This is a genomic window from Sporocytophaga myxococcoides DSM 11118 (assembly GCF_000426725.1).
Classification (GTDB): domain Bacteria; phylum Bacteroidota; class Bacteroidia; order Cytophagales; family Cytophagaceae; genus Sporocytophaga; species Sporocytophaga myxococcoides.
Genome location: NZ_AUFX01000012.1, coordinates 157,924 through 176,163, shown reverse-complemented (window position 1 = coordinate 176,163; position 18,240 = coordinate 157,924). Strand labels below are relative to the sequence as shown.

14 protein-coding genes and 1 riboswitch are annotated in these 18,240 nt (G+C 37.4%); of the genes, 8 read left to right on the top strand and 6 right to left on the bottom strand.

Going from position 1 to position 18,240, the window contains the following annotated elements; genetic code table 11:
- Positions 1-26: 26 nt before the first annotated feature.
- Positions 27-1,085, top strand: a complete 1,059-nt coding sequence (locus K350_RS0116075) for a class I fructose-bisphosphate aldolase (protein WP_028980779.1) — start codon at positions 27-29, stop codon at positions 1,083-1,085.
- A gap of 45 nt (positions 1,086-1,130) precedes the next feature.
- Positions 1,131-2,006 carry an acetyl-CoA carboxylase, carboxyltransferase subunit beta gene (accD, locus tag K350_RS0116070; protein ID WP_028980778.1) on the top strand — a complete coding sequence of 292 codons (876 nt, stop codon included), beginning with the start codon at positions 1,131-1,133 and terminating at the stop codon, positions 2,004-2,006.
- Between the two features lie 124 nt (positions 2,007-2,130).
- On the opposite strand, the gene fbaA is transcribed toward accD, so the two are convergent.
- A complete protein-coding gene (gene fbaA / locus K350_RS0116065; protein WP_028980777.1) occupies positions 2,131-3,222 on the bottom strand; it encodes a class II fructose-bisphosphate aldolase in 1,092 nt (363 codons plus the stop codon).
- Between the two features lie 142 nt (positions 3,223-3,364).
- Between fbaA and K350_RS0116060 the strand changes: the two genes are divergently transcribed.
- Entirely contained in the window at positions 3,365-4,078 is a 714-nt protein-coding gene (locus K350_RS0116060) for a SprT-like domain-containing protein (RefSeq protein ID WP_081671034.1), read from the top strand.
- Positions 4,079-4,198: 120 nt separating this feature from the next.
- Here K350_RS0116060 and K350_RS29140 read toward each other — a convergent pair whose 3' ends face one another.
- Entirely contained in the window at positions 4,199-7,204 is a 3,006-nt protein-coding gene (locus K350_RS29140) for an AsmA family protein (protein ID WP_051313203.1), read from the bottom strand.
- Between the two features lie 247 nt (positions 7,205-7,451).
- Positions 7,452-8,489 (bottom strand): homoserine O-acetyltransferase family protein, encoded by a 1,038-nt coding sequence (locus tag K350_RS0116050; protein ID WP_028980775.1) that lies wholly within the window; start codon positions 8,487-8,489, stop codon positions 7,452-7,454.
- Positions 8,490-8,632: 143 nt separating this feature from the next.
- Positions 8,633-8,739, bottom strand: a riboswitch (SAM riboswitch).
- Between the two features lie 629 nt (positions 8,740-9,368).
- On the opposite strand from K350_RS0116050, the gene K350_RS31370 reads away from it, so the two are divergent.
- The 4 genes from K350_RS31370 to K350_RS0116030 are packed head-to-tail and all read left to right on the top strand — an operon-like array spanning position 9,369 to position 15,346.
- Positions 9,369-9,851 (top strand): MarR family winged helix-turn-helix transcriptional regulator, encoded by a 483-nt coding sequence (locus tag K350_RS31370; RefSeq protein WP_051313202.1) that lies wholly within the window; start codon positions 9,369-9,371, stop codon positions 9,849-9,851.
- A gap of 10 nt (positions 9,852-9,861) precedes the next feature.
- A complete protein-coding gene (locus K350_RS29130; protein WP_037575985.1) occupies positions 9,862-10,911 on the top strand; it encodes an efflux RND transporter periplasmic adaptor subunit in 1,050 nt (349 codons plus the stop codon).
- Positions 10,912-10,917: 6 nt separating this feature from the next.
- Complete coding sequence (locus tag K350_RS0116035) at positions 10,918-14,031, top strand: efflux RND transporter permease subunit (RefSeq protein WP_028980774.1); 3,114 nt, start codon at positions 10,918-10,920, stop codon at positions 14,029-14,031.
- Positions 14,024-15,346, top strand: coding sequence for a TolC family protein (locus tag K350_RS0116030; protein ID WP_028980773.1), 1,323 nt, complete (start codon positions 14,024-14,026; stop codon positions 15,344-15,346). Before K350_RS0116035 ends, K350_RS0116030 begins: the two co-directional genes overlap by 8 nt.
- Before the next feature lie 20 nt (positions 15,347-15,366).
- On the opposite strand, the gene K350_RS0116025 is transcribed toward K350_RS0116030, so the two are convergent.
- Positions 15,367-15,543: a hypothetical protein gene (locus tag K350_RS0116025; protein WP_156027063.1), complete on the bottom strand. Its 177-nt coding sequence runs from the start codon at positions 15,541-15,543 to the stop codon at positions 15,367-15,369.
- A gap of 161 nt (positions 15,544-15,704) precedes the next feature.
- Between K350_RS0116025 and K350_RS0116020 the strand changes: the two genes are divergently transcribed.
- Positions 15,705-16,325 carry a class I SAM-dependent methyltransferase gene (locus K350_RS0116020; protein ID WP_028980771.1) on the top strand — a complete coding sequence of 207 codons (621 nt, stop codon included), beginning with the start codon at positions 15,705-15,707 and terminating at the stop codon, positions 16,323-16,325.
- Between the two features lie 25 nt (positions 16,326-16,350).
- Here K350_RS0116020 and K350_RS0116015 read toward each other — a convergent pair whose 3' ends face one another.
- A complete protein-coding gene (locus K350_RS0116015) occupies positions 16,351-17,070 on the bottom strand; it encodes a methyltransferase domain-containing protein (RefSeq protein WP_028980770.1) in 720 nt (239 codons plus the stop codon).
- Positions 17,067-18,227: a type III polyketide synthase gene (locus K350_RS29125; RefSeq protein WP_051313201.1), complete on the bottom strand. Its 1,161-nt coding sequence runs from the start codon at positions 18,225-18,227 to the stop codon at positions 17,067-17,069. The genes K350_RS0116015 and K350_RS29125 overlap by 4 nt, the downstream gene beginning before the upstream one ends.
- Positions 18,228-18,240 lie beyond the last annotated feature (13 nt).

The window sequence follows — 18,240 nt, the reverse complement described above, 5'->3', positions numbered from 1 at the left end:
TAAAGTTTCATTACAATAGAAGAAAAATGTCCTACAATAAGATATTAAGTCTGCTTGGAAATGATGCCGATTACCTCTTGAAGCATCAATGTGAGACAATAACAAAGCAATCGATAAGAAATCCTACGCCTAATTATGTAGATGAATCGTTTGCACTGTCTAATCGCCCGACACCGGTTCTGAGAAGCCTTGCTTCAATTCTTGAACACGGTAGACTGTCTGGAACTGGGTATATATCTATTTTGCCAGTAGACCAGGATATAGAACACACTGCAGGAGCTTCCTTTGCTCCAAATCCAATTTATTTTGACCCTGAGAATATTATTAAACTGGCAATTGAAGGCGGCTCTAATGCCATAGCAAGCACCTTCGGTACATTAGCCATCAATGCCAGAAAATACGCACACAAGATTCCTTTTATAGTAAAAATCAACCATAATGAACTTCTAACTTATCCGAATAAATACAATCAGGTTATGTTCGGAAAAGTAAAAGAAGCATGGAACCTTGGAGCTGTTGCAGTCGGCGCAACCATCTATTTTGGTGCTGAAGAAAGTAACAGACAACTCATTGAAGTTTCCGAAGCTTTTGAACAGGCACACGAACTTGGGATGGCTACAATACTATGGTGCTATACAAGGAACAATGCTTTCAAAAAAGATGGTGTTGACTATCACAATGCAACAGATATGAGCAGCCAGGCAACCCACATAGGCGTGACTATACAGGCTGATCTTATCAAACAAAAATTACCCGAAACCAATGGAGGTTTTAAGGCCCTGAATTTCGGAAAATACGACGAAAAGATGTATTCCGAACTTTCAACAAACCATCCTATCGATCTCACCAGATACATGGTAGCAAATTGTTATTCGGGAAAAATTGGATTAATCAATTCAGGAGGAGAATCAAAAGGAGAAAATGATCTTAAAGAAGCTGTAAAAACAGCAATCATTAATAAAAGAGCTGGAGGCGTCGGACTAATTTTAGGAAGAAAGGCTTTTCAAAGACCATTTTCTCAAGGTGTAGAACTTTTAAATGCGGTCCAGGATGTTTATCTGACCAAAGAAATAGACTTAGCTTAAGAATTATAATAAATAGTGAAAATAAACAATCAAAACGAATAAGGGATGACTTGGTTTAAGAGAACAGAAAAGGGAATTCAAACACCTACAGAACTGAAAAAGGAAGTTCCTGACGGACTTTGGTATCAGTGTCCCGAATGCAAAAAAGTCATGCAGACCAGTGCTCATGTACTTAATTCCTATACTTGCATTGAATGTAATTACCACGCCAGAATAGGATCAAAAGAATACTTCGAACTGATTTTTGATGATAATCAGTTTACTGAATTAGATCCTACCCTTAGCTCTTCAGATCCACTAGAGTTTACAGATAGTCAGGCTTATCCAGACAGAATTAAAGCTTCACAAAAAAAGTCAGGACTTAAGGATGCAGTGAGGTCGGCTGTAGGAAAGATGAACGGAATTGAAATCGTTATCTCCTGCATGGATTTTAAATTCATCGGTGGTTCAATGGGATCAGTAGTGGGTGAAAAAATCTCAAGAGCAATCGACTATTCAAGAAAGCACAAAATTCCTTTTTTAATGATCAGTAAATCCGGAGGCGCCAGAATGATGGAGGCCGGATTTTCATTGATGCAAATGGCTAAAACTTCTGCCAAACTTGCACTTCTTGACAGAGAAAGAATTCCTTACATTTCATTAATGACAGACCCTACCACTGGAGGAGTTACTGCTTCTTATGCAATGTTGGGCGATTTCAACATATCTGAGCCAGGGGCTTTGATTGGTTTTGCCGGACCAAGGGTAATCAGAGAAACAATAGGTAAGGACCTTCCGGAAGGCTTCCAATCTGCAGAATTCTTATTGGAGCATGGCTTCCTTGATTTCCTTGTTGATAGAAAAGAACTTAAATCTAAACTTACCGATCTTCTGATTATTCTTAAAGGTAAGGTTACCGAAGTTCCTCAGGAAAATCTTTAAGTTTTAAATAAACATTTATAAATAAAAAAGCCCCCGACATGTCGGGGGCTTTTTTATTTATATAGATATTTCTCATCTAAAACCCTTCTCCCAAAGAAGGAGGATTTTGAGGGTATGATATCAATTACAATTTAGCGTTAACATTGATTGCATTCAAATCTTCAAATGACTGCTTCAATCTAGCTACAAGGGTTTTCTCACCTTCTCTTAACCAAACTCTTGGATCGTAGAATTTCTTGTTAGGCTGATCTTCTCCTTTAGGGTTACCGATCTGACCTTGAAGATATCCTTCATTCTTCTTGTAGTAGTTCTTTACTCCATCCCAATAAGCCCACTGAATATCAGTATCGATATTCATTTTGATAGCTCCATAAGAGATAGCTTCTCTTATTTGCTCCTGGCTAGATCCTGATCCACCGTGGAATACAAAGTTGATTGGTTTTTCAGCGCTAAGATTAAATTTCTTCTTCACATACTCCTGAGACTTGTTAAGAATTTTTGGCTCAAGCTTTACGCTACCTGGCTTATAAACACCGTGAACATTACCAAAAGCAGCAGCAATTGTAAATTTATCACTGATCTTGATAAGTTCTTCGTAAGCATAAGAAACTTCTTCTGGTTGAGTATATAGTTTAGAATTATCTACATCAGAATTATCAACTCCATCTTCTTCTCCACCTGTTACACCAAGCTCGATTTCAAGAGTCATACCCAGTTTAGACATTCTTTTTAAGTATTCTTTGCAGATTTCGATGTTCTCTTCAAGAGGCTCTTCTGACAAATCGATCATGTGAGAGGAGAACAAAGGTTTTTTGTATGCTTTGAAAAATTCTTCACCAGCTGCAAGCATACCATCTATCCAAGGAAGAAGATTTTTAGCCGCATGGTCAGTATGAAGGATAACAGGAACACCGTAAACTAAAGATAATTGGTGTACGTGATGAGCAGCAGAAATAGAACCAGCTATAGAAGCCTGCTGTTTGTCATTTGGAAGAGATTTGCCAGCATAGAACTGTCCGCCACCGTTTGATAACTGGATAATTACAGGTGAATTAACTTCTTTTGCTGTTTCCAAAACAGCGTTTACAGAATTAGTTCCTACTACGTTTACAGCAGGAAGTGCAAACTGATGTTTTTTTGCTGCTTCGAAAATCTCCTGAACCTGATCTCCTACTACAACACCTTTTAGAGCGGATGTTTTTATATTTTCAACCATACTTATTTAATTTAAAAATTCTTAAGGAGCTAATATAACAATTTTAAAGCTTTCTTATATCATGAAAACACGATAAGTTGAAAATTTAGACCATTTTTTGTAAAACTTTTCCTGTTCTGGCATGTAATTTCAAAAAAAGGGTATGAAAAATAAGCGGAAAAGTCCCATTATTACCAGGAATAAAAAATCCTTACATTCCCCAGCCAGTGTTCCTGCAAATTCTTATTTTAAAATCCTATTTAGACCTAAAATGCAGGATAATCTTCTTATTACAGTTTTTGAAAAGCATCTTCCGAAAGGAACAGTTTCATATTGTTACAAGCTATGGTATGAGAATCACTTTTACTTCAGGCTGGCCCGGAGAAGAGAGTCGAAACTCGGAGATTACAGATATGATCCCAGGACAAAGGAACACACCATAACGCTTAATCATGACCTGAACCCCTATTCATTTCTTGTCACCTATCTGCATGAAGTGGCACACCTCAAAGCACAGATCCGTTATGGGAACAGGATAAAGCCTCACGGAGATCAATGGAAGGCAATCTTTTCTGAATTACTAATACCTATATTCGAAAGGCATGATTTCCCTACCTCCTTGTCGAAGGCATTAAAAGATTATATCGCAGACCCTAAAGCTTCCACTTGCTCAGATACCAATCTGATGATGGCTTTAAGAGAATTTGATAAGGATGACAATCTTGTCTATTTATCGGAACTTACGGAAGGGCAAAGATTCCGACTTGGAAGAAAATTCTTTATAAAAGGAAAACTTAATCGGACAAGGTACATATGCAAAGAATGCAAGAGCGGAAAGAGCTATTATGTGTCTGAAGTTGCTCTGGTGGAAATATAAAAGTTGTAAGTTATAAGTAGTAAGTTGTAAGCCTCTTTTCTTAAAACTTACAACTTATAACTAAAAGAAAGAGGTTGCTTCCTTTGGAAACACCCTCTTTTAGTTTGATTATAATTCTGATTAAAATTTAGGAAGTTTTTTAAGCTGATCCTTAACGCCTTTTTCAGCTTCTTTCTTCAGTCTTTCCTGCTCTGCTTTCTGCTTTTCTTCCGCTTCTTTCTTAATTCTCTCTTGCTCTGCTTTTACTTTCTCTTCTGCAGCTTTCTTCGCCTCATCTGCTTTTTTCTGAGCTTCCTGAATCTGAGCATTGTTCTTGATCTCTTCTTTTACTTTGTTTTCAACAGCAGTTTTTGCCTGCTCTTTCCCTTGCTCCTGAACGCTGCTGCCAGCTATACCAACTTTGGGATCGCTGTTGGTACCGCCAATTTTCAGATCAAGTTTTATGTTTTCTGAGCCTGATGAAGACTGTCCTGTAATCTTTCCTAAAGCAGAATTTACAGCAGAACCTAAAGCACCAGCCGGAACATCCATTTTTACAATGTAATCAAGACCTCCGTCAAAGCCCGAAGCACCGCCAATATTCATCTTGAAATTGCCTGAATTTACGTCAAATGGTTCAACTTTTAACTTACCTCCTTCAATCTTGAAATTAGCAATCACATTTTTAACTCCAAGCGGATTAAGCTCTTTTACCATAGTAAGCTTGCTCATTGTAGCAAGAATAGGATTATCTTTAATCGTAGCATTAGGTATTGCTAGGGTTCCAGCTCCAGACATTGTAGGATAAAGCGGATTCATATATTTATCCATTAGACCGTTTGTCTTCAGGGATAAAGAAACTACACCTTCCATATTTTTTGCCATTGGAGCAAATGTCTGAACTGTATTGAAGGTTTTAAAAGCCTCTTTAATCTGAATTTCTGTAATCTTCATATCAAAATCGAATGACGGCTTTTCTATATCCTTAGTGTTATACTCTCCCTTTGCAAGCAGGAAATTTCCACCGAGAGAATTGAACACAAGATTTTCAAGCCTCGCTATCCCATCTTTCATGATAATGTTACCTTTAAGATCTTTAAGACTCATATTATCATAAAGAACTTCTCCGATTTGAGATGCTAGGAAAAAGTCAATGTTCTTCGGTATTTCGACAAGACCACTATCGACCGGTTCGGCCTGAGCTTGAGGAGTAGTAGCCTCTTCATCCGTCATCCATTCATTCACATCAAATTTCTTAGAATTAAAGCTCATGTTTCCGCGAAGGACCGTATCCTGCTTTCCGAACATATAACCCATGTAATTAGAGAAAAATCCCTTTATGCTGATATCACTTTTCCCAAGATAACCATCCATGTTATCGATAGTCATTTTATCAGGAGAAAGTGTAAAACTTGCTGAAGAAAGAGCCATTCCCTGAGGGAAGTCTTTACTTGAATATTTCAGATTAGAGACCTTCATTGTACCTGCTGTAGAAGTTTTATCATATCTTCCTGCTTCCACATCAGACAACACCCCTTTAGTTGCAATATCTGCAATGATTCTACCTGCTACGGTCATATCTTCAAGAGGATAAATCTTCGTCATTTTTGTAAGATCAATAATTCCTTTCAGATTCACGTCATAGGCAGGGTCATCAAAATTCACAACATTAGCCTTCATTTCAAACGGCTCTCCGTCCATTACCATTTTAAAGTTCTCCAATGATGCTTTAGATGTCGGCATATCACCAGAGCTTTGCACAGCAGCGTTAAAGCTCATTTGCTCTAATGCAGCAGGGAAATCTTTAGTTTTAACATAACCATTCTGTAAGAACATTTTCGCATCTACAACAGGCATCAGTTTCAGTGAATCACTATACATACCCTTCACCTTTACATCTGCACCGAAAAGACCTTTCAAAGTAGTTCCTTCTATAGGATAGAATTTAGTTACATCATCAAGTTTTACCTTAGCAAGTATATTAGCATCAATTTTATATGGATTCAATCCTTCAACAAGAGCACGAGCATCTACAGGATTTTTATCCATATCCATGTGGAATTTTTTCAGGTTGATAACAGTATTATCAATAATACCATCAGTATTAACAACACTCAGATCTGTAACAATATTGCTGATAGCAGAAGGAAGTGATGGATACTTCATGCTTGCATTATCAATTTTAAGATTGAAGGTAAAGCCAGGAAGCGTTGTTGCTGTTTGCTTACCTTTTACAATTCCGTTAAATGCAACTTTACCATCCGCTTTCAGGTCATTATAGTCTTTTGTGTAAACCGCAGGAACAAGAGAGATCAGGTCTTTGAAATCTGTTTCCTTTGCTGCATAGGTTAGATCATAAATTATATCATCACCTGGCATAGCTATAAGTCCGTCAAATCCGAAATCAAAATTATTGATCTTGATATTGTTCTCAAGAAACTTATACTCGGATTTAGGCATGTTAATATTCAGGTTAAGATTTGCCTCCACCTGATGTTTGTTCAGATAAGCAACATTATCAAAAATAACAACTGTCTCTTTAGACTTAGTGTATGTCTCAACATCATATATATCCTGAGTAATATCTCCTTTTCCAGTATGGTTAAAGCCTCTCAATTCAGCATACATGGGCAATGATTTGTCCTCATAAATAATAAGACCATCTTCGATTTCCCATTTGTCAAGAGCAATACTGAATTTTGAAGGTTCTTCAGGAGCTTTCTTTACAGTATCTTCAGGAGTAGCTATAGCAATGTCCCAGCTCATTTTTCCATCTTTTGTTACATATGTTGCAACAATTGGCTTATTCAGATAAATGCTTTTAACTTTTATCTGATCTCCTGAAATAACACTCATGATATCTGCGACAACTTTAAAGTTCTTAGCGAAGAAAAGCGTGTCGCCTTTAAACTCTTCCTGTTTTCCGATGATACCAAAATCATCGATTGAAATAGTTACGTTAGGAAAGTTTCTGATAAGAGACAATCCTAATTTATCTGAATCAAAAACAACAGTAGCATTGACGCTTTTTGCTATTTGCTCATCTACTTTAGCTTTGATTTGATCTTTAAAAAGGAATGGAATGGTTAACAGGAGGATAAATAAAAATGCTATTATCCCCAGAAAAATAAGAATACCTTTTTTCATTTGAATTGAATTAATTGATTTCTGTCAGATTTCTGTATAAACACTAAGAGCCCTAAAGATAGGCTTTTTTTCTATACGATTTATCGGATAAAGATATTGCGGAAGAGACTAAAGGAAGAAAAATAAATCGGAAACAAGTATTTAAAAAAATATCAATGCTAATCGGCCATTAGAAGTTATAATCACATGATTGATTATAGTGATTAACAGGATTTTTCAACAGCTAATGCTTAATTTTAATAATTTATCAGAACAATCCGGCAGCAGTTTTTCTTTTATAAAAATCCTGAAGGATATTTGCAATTTTTTCAGTTTCAATCAAAAAGCCATCGTGGCCATACAAAGAATCAATTTCCTGATATTCTGCTCCGACAATATTTTGTGCTAAGAAAATCTGCTCGCAAACAGGGAAAAGTATATCCGTTTTGATACCGATCACCAATGTATTTGATTTTATAGCTTTTAAAGCAACCTCAGCTCCACCTCGCCCACGTCCAACGTGGTGGGAATCCATTGCTTTTGAAAGATAAAGGTATGAATGACAATTGAATCTGTTTACAAGCTTAACCCCTTGATAATTCTGATAAGAGGATGCTTTATAATTATCCAGCTTATTGTCGTCTGTTTCTTTCTGTGTGGAAACGTAAGTATTATAATTTCTGTATGAGAGAAGCGCTATAGCCCTAGCAGCTTTCAAACCTTCCTGCCCTGCATCTTCTCTGCACTCCTGCCAGGATTTATCAGCCTGTATTGCCATTCTTTGGGACTCATTAAAAGCAATTCCCCATGGAGAATGAAAAGCATTTGTAGCCAGCAAGATCAGGTTTTCAATTGTATCAGGAGCTATGATAGACCATTCCATTGCCTGTTGACCGCCAAGAGAACCACCTATACAAGAATGTATTTTAGAAATACCTAATTCTTCTTTAAGAAGAATATGAGCATTTACCATATCTCTTATTGTAACCTGCGGGAATTCCAGAAAATACTGCTTTCCGGTCCGAGGGTTAACATCCAGCGGACCACTGGTTCCATAGCAAGAACCAAGAATATTGGCACATACTATAAAGTGTTTCTCTGGATTAAAAAATTTATCCTCTCCCACCAATCCATACCACCATGTATGTACTTCTGAATTAGCAGTAAGAGCGTGGCAAACCCAGATTACATTGTCTTTTCTACTATTTAGTTTTCCAAATGTAGAATATTGAATCGTAAGGTTTTCAAGAACCTGTCCTGACTCTAAAACAAAATTATTCTTATATGTAAAGGTCTTGTTTTCCACTTTTTAAACTCCAGATTAAACCAACAAATTCAGCACAAAACTAACAACAGATAAAGAGGAAATTAAAAGACTGGCCTTTACTCTTAAGGAAAGAGGTATAACGAAAGGTGTAGTAATATTCAATTAATTTCTTCATCATAATTAATTTATATGCCCTAATATCTTAGGAAAGGAATTAGCACCTTATCTCAAAAAGGATAGGTTGCTAGAGGTTCAAAGAGCCTTTTCTCTCCCCTCTTCTTTATAAATCAATTACATGTTCAGAGTAATTGACTTTGGAGGGTTCAAAATTAATCGGAGAAATGTTAAAAACAAAACAAATTGACCAATTGTAACAAATTTTAGTATTTGCATTCAAATTAAACACTATAAGCTACTAATAATCAGAAATCTAATTATAGTAGACATACAAGGGGATAAGGGAAAAATATTAACACAGACCTGATAAGGAATCCGGAGCCTCTTCATTACATAAATCGTTTAATATCACAGAAATAAAATTCGTGAAAAATCAGGTTACTTACCCTCTAAAAACACGTATAAATACCTAAAGACCTTAATTTTTTTTGTTATGCTACTATTCTTTATAATCGCCATCGTCTGCTTTTTAACCTATAAGGTCGTTTCTATGCCTAAAAAAATAGGCAAAAATAAAAACACAAAACATATAAACTCATCTCTTTAAGTTTTCGCATTCAAATAAATATTTTCCAAACTATTATACCCCATTTGCTGTTCCTAATTTTTCGAATTCCAAATCCTGGAATTCAAAGACGAACAATGATAAACAATTAAATTTTAGTCTGTTTATTTACGTTATAATTCCAATTAGTTAATATTGCTAACAATTAACTTAATTTACTATTGTTGTTGCTTTAAATGAGAATTATTTCATCAAAAGAACCTCCGCTGGGAAAACGCTGCACAGATCTGGCTAAAAATTACCTAGCATTTCTTGTAGAAAACCTGGAAAGCTCCGGTTTGGATAGATATTATTATATGTTGTTGGTTCTGGATGAAAACTCAGGGAAGATAACCCAGCAGCAACTTTCCGAACTACTTCATTGCGACAAAGTTACCACCTTGCGCAATCTTGATCATTTGTCCAAGCTTGAACTCGTGGAGAGAGTCATAAACCAGAAAGACAGAAGGGAGCATCTTTTACAAGTGACCGCCAAAGGCAAAAAATTGATTCCTCAAATACGGAAAACATATAAAGAATTGGAGCAAGGAGCTTTTAATGGAATGAGCGAAATGGAAATAAATACTTTCTACAATACTCTCGACCTGATAAGAAATAATCTAAAAGCCCTGCATTCAAGCAAAATAGACATCAAACTCAAAATTAAAAAAGTTAAGTAAAACCAAAGCGATGAGTATCAGAACCACCATATTTCCCGCTATTTTTATTTTGGCCATCGTCTGGTCATGCACATCCTCTGGCAAGAAGGTCAAAGAGATCCGTGGACCAAAAGATACACCACCTTTATCTATCACTGGCTTAATTCTAAAGCCTGAAGAGGTGGATAATAAAATAGAAATTATAGGAACTATACTTTCAAATGAAAAAGTAGATCTCAGAAGCGAAGTTTCCGGAAGAGTAACAGGCATCCATTTTAAAGAGGATGCAAAAGTTTCAAAAGGAACACTTCTTGTAAAAATCTTTGATGAAGAACTTAGAGCTCAATATAAAAAGATCAAGCTTCAACAAGAGCTAGCTAACAGAGAAGAGGACCGCAAGAGAAAGCTTCTAGAAATTGGCGGTATCAGTCAGGAAGAATATGACATTGCCAGCAACCAGGCAAGTACTTTGAATGCAGATCTTGACTTACTATCTGCTCAATTACGCAAAACGGAAGTTAAAGCACCATTCAGCGGCATCATCGGACTTCGATATGTAAGTGAAGGAGAAATCGTCTCTCCTACCACAGTCATAGCTTCTCTTCAGCAAATCGATCCGATAAAACTTGAATTTGACATCCCTGAAAAATACGGAGCCTTTGTAAAAAAAGGCTCAGATATAAAGTTTACTGTAACCGGATCTGACAAAATTTATCAAGGTACAGTATATGCTTCAGAACCTATGGTTGATGTGGCTACAAGAACTTTAAAAGTACGTGCCAGATCTTCCAATGAAGACTTCAGTCTGAGACCAGGATCATTTATTAAAATTGATCTCTTATTGCAAAAAGATGCTCAGGCTATTATGGCGCCTACGCAGTCTATTGTACCAATGCAAAACGGCTCAAAAGTATTTGTTTATAAACAAGGTTATGCAATTTCCAAAAATGTGAAAACTGGTGTGCGTAACGACTCTGCCATTCAAATTACCGATGGCCTGAATGCCGGAGACACTTTAATTACTTCAGGTATTATGCAATTAAAAGACAGCCTGAAGGTCAACATAACCTTATCAAAGTAAACTGCTATGAATATTTCTTCAGTAAGTATAAACCGCCCGGTTCTGGCAACTGTGATGTCCATAGTAATTGTGCTATTCGGACTGATCGGCTATAAATATCTCGGAGTGCGGGAGTTTCCGTCCATTGACCCTCCTGTCATTACAGTAAAGACATCCTATACCGGTGCCAATGCTGATATTATAGAATCACAGATCACGGAACCTCTGGAAAAAAGTATCAACGGAATCGCCGGTATCAGATCCATCTCTTCTTCCAGCAGTACAGGGACAAGCAGTATCACTGTTGAATTTAACCTGGATGCAGACCTTGAAACCGCAGCGAATGACGTTCGAGATAAAGTTTCACAGGCTGTTCGTTTTCTTCCGTTAGATATCGATGGCCCTCCTGTTGTTACCAAAGCCGATGCCAACTCTGATGCAATCATTGCTCTTACCTTACAAAGCAATACCAGAAGCCAGCTAGAAGTGAGTGACTATGCAGAAAACGTAGTGCTTGAAAGACTACAGACAATACCTGGTGTTAGTACTGTGCAGATCTGGGGACAGAAGAAATATGCTATGCGTATCTGGATGGACCCATTCAAACTTGCTTCTTATCAATTGACTGCGGCCGATGTGTGGGGTGCTTTAAATAAAGAAAATGTAGAACTGCCAAGTGGTAAGATTGAAGGTTATGCTACCGAGCTTTCCGTAAGAACTATGGGAAGGCTTACAACAGAAGATGAATTCAACAATCTCATTATTAAAAACGATGGCACCAGAATTATAAAGCTGTCTGATATCGGAAGAGCTACTTTAGGTGCGGAGAATGAAAACACCATGCTGAAGGAATCTGGCATCCCAATGATTGGTCTTGGTGTAGTGCCTCAACCTGGAGCAAACTATATTGAAATTGCCAATGAGTTTCACAAGAGATTTGATCAGATAAAAAAAGATCTCCCTGAAGATTATAAGTTGGACATTGCGCTCGATAACACTAGATTTATTAAGACATCTATCCTCGAAGTTCAGGAAACTCTGATCATCGCATTCGTGCTTGTGGTTATCATCATCTATCTGTTCTTCCGCGACTGGCTGATCGCATTCCGACCATTGATAGATATTCCGGTTTCACTTATTGGTGCATTCTTTATCATGTATGTTGCAGGGTTTTCAATTAACATTCTTACACTCCTTGCAATAGTGCTTGCGACAGGTCTGGTAGTCGATGACGGTATAGTAGTCACGGAAAATATTTACAAAAAAATTGAAGAGGGCATGGATCCCTTAAATGCCGCTCATGAAGGTTCGAAAGAGATCTTCTTTGCGGTAATATCCACCTCCATTACCCTTGCAGTGGTGTTTCTTCCGATTATATTTCTTGAAGGCTTTGTAGGACGCTTATTCCGGGAATTCGGTATTGTGGTTGCGGGTGCGGTACTAATATCAGCATTTGTATCTCTTACACTTACGCCAATGCTGAATGTAAAACTGGCGAGAAAAGATCACACGAAGAGAACACGCTTTTATGAATGGTCCGAGCCATTCTTTGTAGGAATGACCAATGCGTACAGTCGCTCATTAGGAAAATTCCTGAATATAAGATGGGTTGCAATTGCCATACTTCTTGGCTCACTTGGTACCATCTGGTATATCAAAGGAAATCTTCAGTCCGAACTTGCACCCCTTGATGACAGAAGTGTACTAAGAGTTTCTGCAACAGCCCCTGAAGGTACTTCATTTGACTATATGCTTAATTACATGGACAATGTATCTAAGTTCATCAAAGATTCAGTACCTGAGAATAAAATTGCAATGACCATCACTGCACCGGGATTTTCAGGATCCGGTGGTATGAACACAGGCATTTTCAGAATAGCCTTGACAGACCCTCATGACAGGGACAGGTCACAGCAGGAAATTGCAGATTACTTATCTAAAAATCTGAAGTCCTTCCCTTCTGCAAAACTCTTCGTTGTGCAGGAACAGACAATCAGTGGAGGTGGTGGTGCTGCAAAATCAGGACTTCCAGTCCAGTATGTTATACAGTCATCTGACTTTAAAAAACTGTCAGCAGTACTTCCTAAGTTTATGGAAGAAGTAGGAAAAAATCCCACGTTCATGGGCTTTGATGTGAATCTAAAATTCAACAAGCCAGAGCTTATTGTAAAACCTGACAGAGAAAGAGCCAAAGCTCTGGGCGTTTCTGTGAGTGACATTGCCCAAACGCTTCAGTTATCATTTAGTGGACAGAGGTTTGGCTATTTTAATATGAATGGAAAACAATATCAGGTTATAGGTCAGCTCGATAGGGCTAATCGCGATCAACCATTGAACCTGAGCTCGCTTTATGTAAAAAACAAAGATGGAGTCCCGGTCCAGATGGACAACCTGGTGAAAATAGAGGAAACAAACAGTCCGCCACAACTTTATCACTTCAACAGATATAAATCTGCAACAGTATCTGCCGGACTTGCTCCTGGTAAAACAATTGGTGATGGAATTGAAGCTATGGATCAGATTTCCAAAAAATTGCTTGACGACTCTTTCAGCACCAGTCTGAGCGGACCATCGAGAGATTTTGCTGAGAGTTCATCCAATATTCTATTTGCATTTACATTAGCGCTTGTACTTATCTATCTGATATTGTCTGCTCAATTTGAAAGCTTTATAGATCCGCTGGTAATTATGTTAACCGTACCACTAGCACTTGCCGGAGCTTTTATAACTTTGTATGCGTTTGGCCAGACATTAAATATCTTCAGCCAGATTGGTATCATTATATTAATTGGTCTGGTTACGAAAAACGGAATTTTGATCGTGGAATTTGCGAACCACAAAATAGAAGAAGGATTATCTGTAATGGATGCAGCACGTGAAGCGGCAGCAGCACGTTTAAGACCAATTCTGATGACCAGCCTTGCAACTATTCTTGGAGCTGTTCCAATTGCATTTGCTATCGGAGCTGGTGCTAAAAGCCGTATACCGATGGGACTTGTAATTATCGGAGGATTATTGTTCTCTTTAATCCTTACCTTATATGTAATTCCGGCGATGTATACATTCTTATCCAGAAAGAAGAAGAATAAAAAGAAAGAAGTTAAAGAAGAGCCTAAAAAAATAGAATATTCATATGAATAAAATTAAATTTTTTATGCTGGCTGTTATATGGACAGCCAGCTTTTTAAATGCTTTCTCTCAGGATACGCTTACACTTGAAAAAGCTATTCAAACAGGGCTTGAAAATAACTATTCCATTATAATAGCACGGAATAATCAGAAGATTGCCGAAAACAGTAATACCCTGGGGAATGCCGGATTTTTACCTACGGTTGACTTAAACTTTAACAATACCGGCAATCTTGTGAATACTCACGTAGAATATCAACCACCAACGCCTCCAAGGGATGCAAACGGCCTTAGACCCAAAAGCATCGCTGCCAATGCGCTTGTCAACTGGACCATTTTCGATGGGTTCAATATGTTTATTACAAAAAATAAACTTCAGGAACTTGAAAAAGCCGGACAAACAAAGGCTCGAACAGATATTGAAGTGACAGTTGCAAATATCATCAATACATATTACTCAATTGTCCAGCAGCAAAAGATGATGTATGTAATTCAGGAGGCGATAAGTCTTTCGCTTCAAAGATTAAAGCTGGCCCAAAGTATGAAGAGTATTGGTACTGGGTCTGAACAAGCTATTTATCAGGCAATGGTTGATGCAAATGCTGACAGTACAAGACTCCTGCAACAAGCAGCTCTTATCAGAAATGCCAAAGCAGATCTAAACAGGCTTCTTGCACGCGAAATCACCACTGCATTCGAAGTAAGACCAGAAATTCCAATTAATTCAAAACTTGATTATAATGATCTTTCCCAGAAGCTTGAGAGCCAGAATGCAATGTTATTGACCTCGAGAGCGAATGCCAATATTGCAAGATATGACATCGGGACTTATAGAAGTCAATATTTACCAATAATCGGTGTGTTTGGAGGATATAACTATTCAAAAACTCAAAACCCTGTGAGTCCTGCAAGGTTAAATAGATCAAATGGTTTAACATACGGAGTGACTGCAAGCATGAACATCTTCACTGGTGGAATCACTAATTTAAATGTCCAGAATGCAAAGGTTCTATACCAATCAAGTACTTCCCAATACGAAGACACCAAACTGTCTCTGAAGAATGACTTGTATAAATATTATAACAATTACCTCACAAGCATTCAACTGGTAAACATTCAGGTTGGAAACGTTGAAGTCGCGCGCAAAGATCTGAATATTGCGGTAGGAAGATATAAACTCGGTAATATAAATGACATAGATTTACGAATTACCCAGCAAAAACTTACCGATGCAGAAAACAACCTTCTTTCAGCCCAATTTACAGCAAAAACTGCCGAAATTGAGCTGCAAAGGTTAAGCGGCCAATTATTGAATGATCTTCAATAAAAGAATAACTTTACAGACGGTCAACGCTCGTCATGCTTTCTGGTTGCTTGTACAAATTTGAAAATAAAAGGAGAAGCTGCGAATACGAGAACACCTATAATCGCGGCTTCACCTATTTTTACTATACCAGTTGCAGCACCCGCAACGATGAGTACAACGATACCAATTAATCCAACTATAAAATGTACCTTGCTCATAAGATCTTTCCCTTTGGTTCCTTTATAAATCAACCAAGATCAAAATAAATAGGTGCAATTTCAGTTTGAAAAGAATTGAATCAATATTCCAACTGTTGTAAAATAACTGCAAAACAAGAGAATAAAAACGTAGATAACCTCCTATTCAAAAAGCCATCACCATGAACAACAAGGTTAATAAAAACCATTGGGAAACAGTTTATGAAACTAAAAACCCTGATCAGGTAAGTTGGACACAAGAAGTTCCCAAAACTTCATTGGATTTCATTCATTCATTTGGACTATCTAAGAATGCAAAAATTATTGATATTGGAGGGGGAGATAGTAAACTTGTGGATTTCCTGCTTGACGAAGGTTATGAAAACATAAGCGTACTTGATATTTCAAAAAATGCACTGGACAAAGCAAAAAAACGTCTGGGTAACAAAGCCGACAAAGTAAACTGGATTGTAAGCGATATTACAGAGTTTAAGCCTTCTTCAAGCTACGACGTCTGGCATGATAGAGCTACATTCCATTTCCTTACTACAAAAGATAAAATTGTCCAGTACCTGGAAATTGCGAAGCAAAGTGTATCCGGCTATATGGCTATAGGAACTTTTTCAACCGATGGACCAACAAAGTGCAGTGGACTTGAAATAAAACAGTATGATGAACAAGCATTGATATCAGAGCTTGAAGCTGGATTTGACAAAATGAAATGCATCACTGAGGATCATACTACTCCATTTAATACAAAGCAAAATTTCTTGTTTTGCAGCTTCAAAAGAAGGTTTAACTAAGTTTTGTACTTAATCTTAAGTCCGATTAATCACACCACAAAATAACCTGAAAACGGAACGCCCATTTCCAACGGATATCGAATTTGGTGAATCCTGCCTTGGCAATTAAAAGTTCCAGTTCTTTCTTCTTGAATGCTCTAAGCACCGAAAGCTGAGCATCATATTTCACCATATATGACTTGGAGAACAACCCCGTAAGGTATTTTATGGAATAATAAGCAAACCAATGCCTGTGAATGTCATTAATTATGATAGCAACACGCGTTTGTTTCCTCAATTGCTTTAAAAAATCTACAAAAACATCATCTTCAAAATGATGACAAAATAGTGTACAAGTGCTTATATCAAATAATTCATTTCTGAAATCATTATCCAGCACATTAAATTTTTTAAATGATATACTGTTATGTAAAGGAACTTTTTTTGCTGCATGATTCACCACATAGTCGTTAGCATCAATTCCAATAAGGTTTACTTTTATACTTTTTGACTGTGCCCATTTATAAATGAGTGAAAGCATTTCTCCTCCACCGCATCCGAGATCAGAAATAGTAATAGGACTATCCGATGCTTGCAACTTACCTTCCTTAATAACCCTTTTAACAGCATCCAACGTTACTGCATTACCCCCTAACCATTTATTTATAAATTCAATTTCATCTAACGTTTGACCAAGAACCTCCCCTTCGAACTCCAGGTCGTCCATAATTTCAGGGTCTGCTGATCTTTGCAAAAAACGACTCATACTGCTTCTATATTGATAAACTCCTTATCATCTTCAAGGGCTTTGGTAAATTCTGATGGAACAACTTCCAAAATCATAGATTCCATTGTAAGCCCTGGACCAAAAGCAAATGATAAAATTCTTTTCGAGGAAAAATCATCTTGCAAATCCTGCATAATCCTTTTTAAAACAAACAGAACAGATGGAGAAGACATATTCCCATATTCAGCAAGCACGTCAAAACTCTGCTGACACTTCTGCTTGTTTATTTCCAGCTCATCCTTTATTACTTCAAGTATCTTCTTTCCTCCGGGATGAATGGCGAAATAATCTATTTCATCAACATTGTAACTTAGCTTGGATAAAAGGTTTTTGGTTAATTCTTTTATTCCACTTTTTATCATTGAAGGAACATAAGAGGATAAAGTCATTTCGAAACCAAAGTCAGCTATAGACCAGGCCATGTCTTTGCGGCCTTCAGGAAGCAATTCACAATAAAATAACTCAGGGCTCAATGCTAACCCTTTTGGCCTTTCAGCCTGAACAATCACTGCTGCTGCTCCATCACCGAATATTGCATTAGACAGAATGTGATCCCAATTCATACTCTTCTGATAATGAATGGTGCAAAGCTCAACACAAACCATTAATACAACAGCATTTTTGTCTGCTTTACAGATAGCATCCGCAACTTTCAATCCGGAAAATGCAGCATAACATCCCATAAAATTAACACATGTCCTATTCACGGAATGAGATAATCCAAGTGATTGAACAATATCCAGATCGAGGCCTGGAGCATACATGCCAGTACATGAAACAGTAATAAGATGAGTTATCTTATCTTTGGGAAAAGATCCTAATTGATCAAGACAATTCTCAATTGCAACGATACTCAAAGGCAGCGCCTCTTGCCTATAAAGAGCCAACCTTTCAGACACAGAGGGCATTGCGGTTTTATCTCCAGGTCTGAAAAAATCAGAATGCTCAAATGCAGTACCAAAATCAGGCAAGACAGAATATCTATGTTTTATTCCAGATGCACGATATAAGGTAAACAACCTTTGTCTTTCTTCTTCATTCATGGAAACAGCATCCGACATGAACTCCGCAATTTTTAACTGAGGGAAGCCGTATGCAGGATTTGCAGTACCTATCGCTGTAATGAAACTTTTCATTCCTTAGAAACAA

What these genes read in the sequence shown, in the direction of transcription:
- K350_RS29140 (WP_051313203.1), bottom strand. Translation starts at nt 7,204, where the DNA reads ATGAAAAAAGGTATTCTTATTTTTCTGGGGATAATAGCATTTTTATTT.
- K350_RS29130 (WP_037575985.1), top strand. Translation starts at nt 9,862, where the DNA reads ATGAGTATCAGAACCACCATATTTCCCGCTATTTTTATTTTGGCCATC.
- K350_RS0116060 (WP_081671034.1), top strand. Translation starts at nt 3,365, where the DNA reads ATGAAAAATAAGCGGAAAAGTCCCATTATTACCAGGAATAAAAAATCC.
- K350_RS0116015 (WP_028980770.1), bottom strand. Translation starts at nt 17,070, where the DNA reads ATGAGTCGTTTTTTGCAAAGATCAGCAGACCCTGAAATTATGGACGAC.
- K350_RS0116030 (WP_028980773.1), top strand. Translation starts at nt 14,024, where the DNA reads ATGAATAAAATTAAATTTTTTATGCTGGCTGTTATATGGACAGCCAGC.
- K350_RS29125 (WP_051313201.1), bottom strand. Translation starts at nt 18,227, where the DNA reads ATGAAAAGTTTCATTACAGCGATAGGTACTGCAAATCCTGCATACGGC.
- K350_RS0116035 (WP_028980774.1), top strand. Translation starts at nt 10,918, where the DNA reads ATGAATATTTCTTCAGTAAGTATAAACCGCCCGGTTCTGGCAACTGTG.
- K350_RS0116075 (WP_028980779.1), top strand. Translation starts at nt 27, where the DNA reads ATGTCCTACAATAAGATATTAAGTCTGCTTGGAAATGATGCCGATTAC.
- K350_RS0116025 (WP_156027063.1), bottom strand. Translation starts at nt 15,543, where the DNA reads ATGAGCAAGGTACATTTTATAGTTGGATTAATTGGTATCGTTGTACTC.
- K350_RS0116020 (WP_028980771.1), top strand. Translation starts at nt 15,705, where the DNA reads ATGAACAACAAGGTTAATAAAAACCATTGGGAAACAGTTTATGAAACT.
- accD (WP_028980778.1), top strand. Translation starts at nt 1,131, where the DNA reads ATGACTTGGTTTAAGAGAACAGAAAAGGGAATTCAAACACCTACAGAA.
- fbaA (WP_028980777.1), bottom strand. Translation starts at nt 3,222, where the DNA reads ATGGTTGAAAATATAAAAACATCCGCTCTAAAAGGTGTTGTAGTAGGA.
- K350_RS31370 (WP_051313202.1), top strand. Translation starts at nt 9,369, where the DNA reads ATGAGAATTATTTCATCAAAAGAACCTCCGCTGGGAAAACGCTGCACA.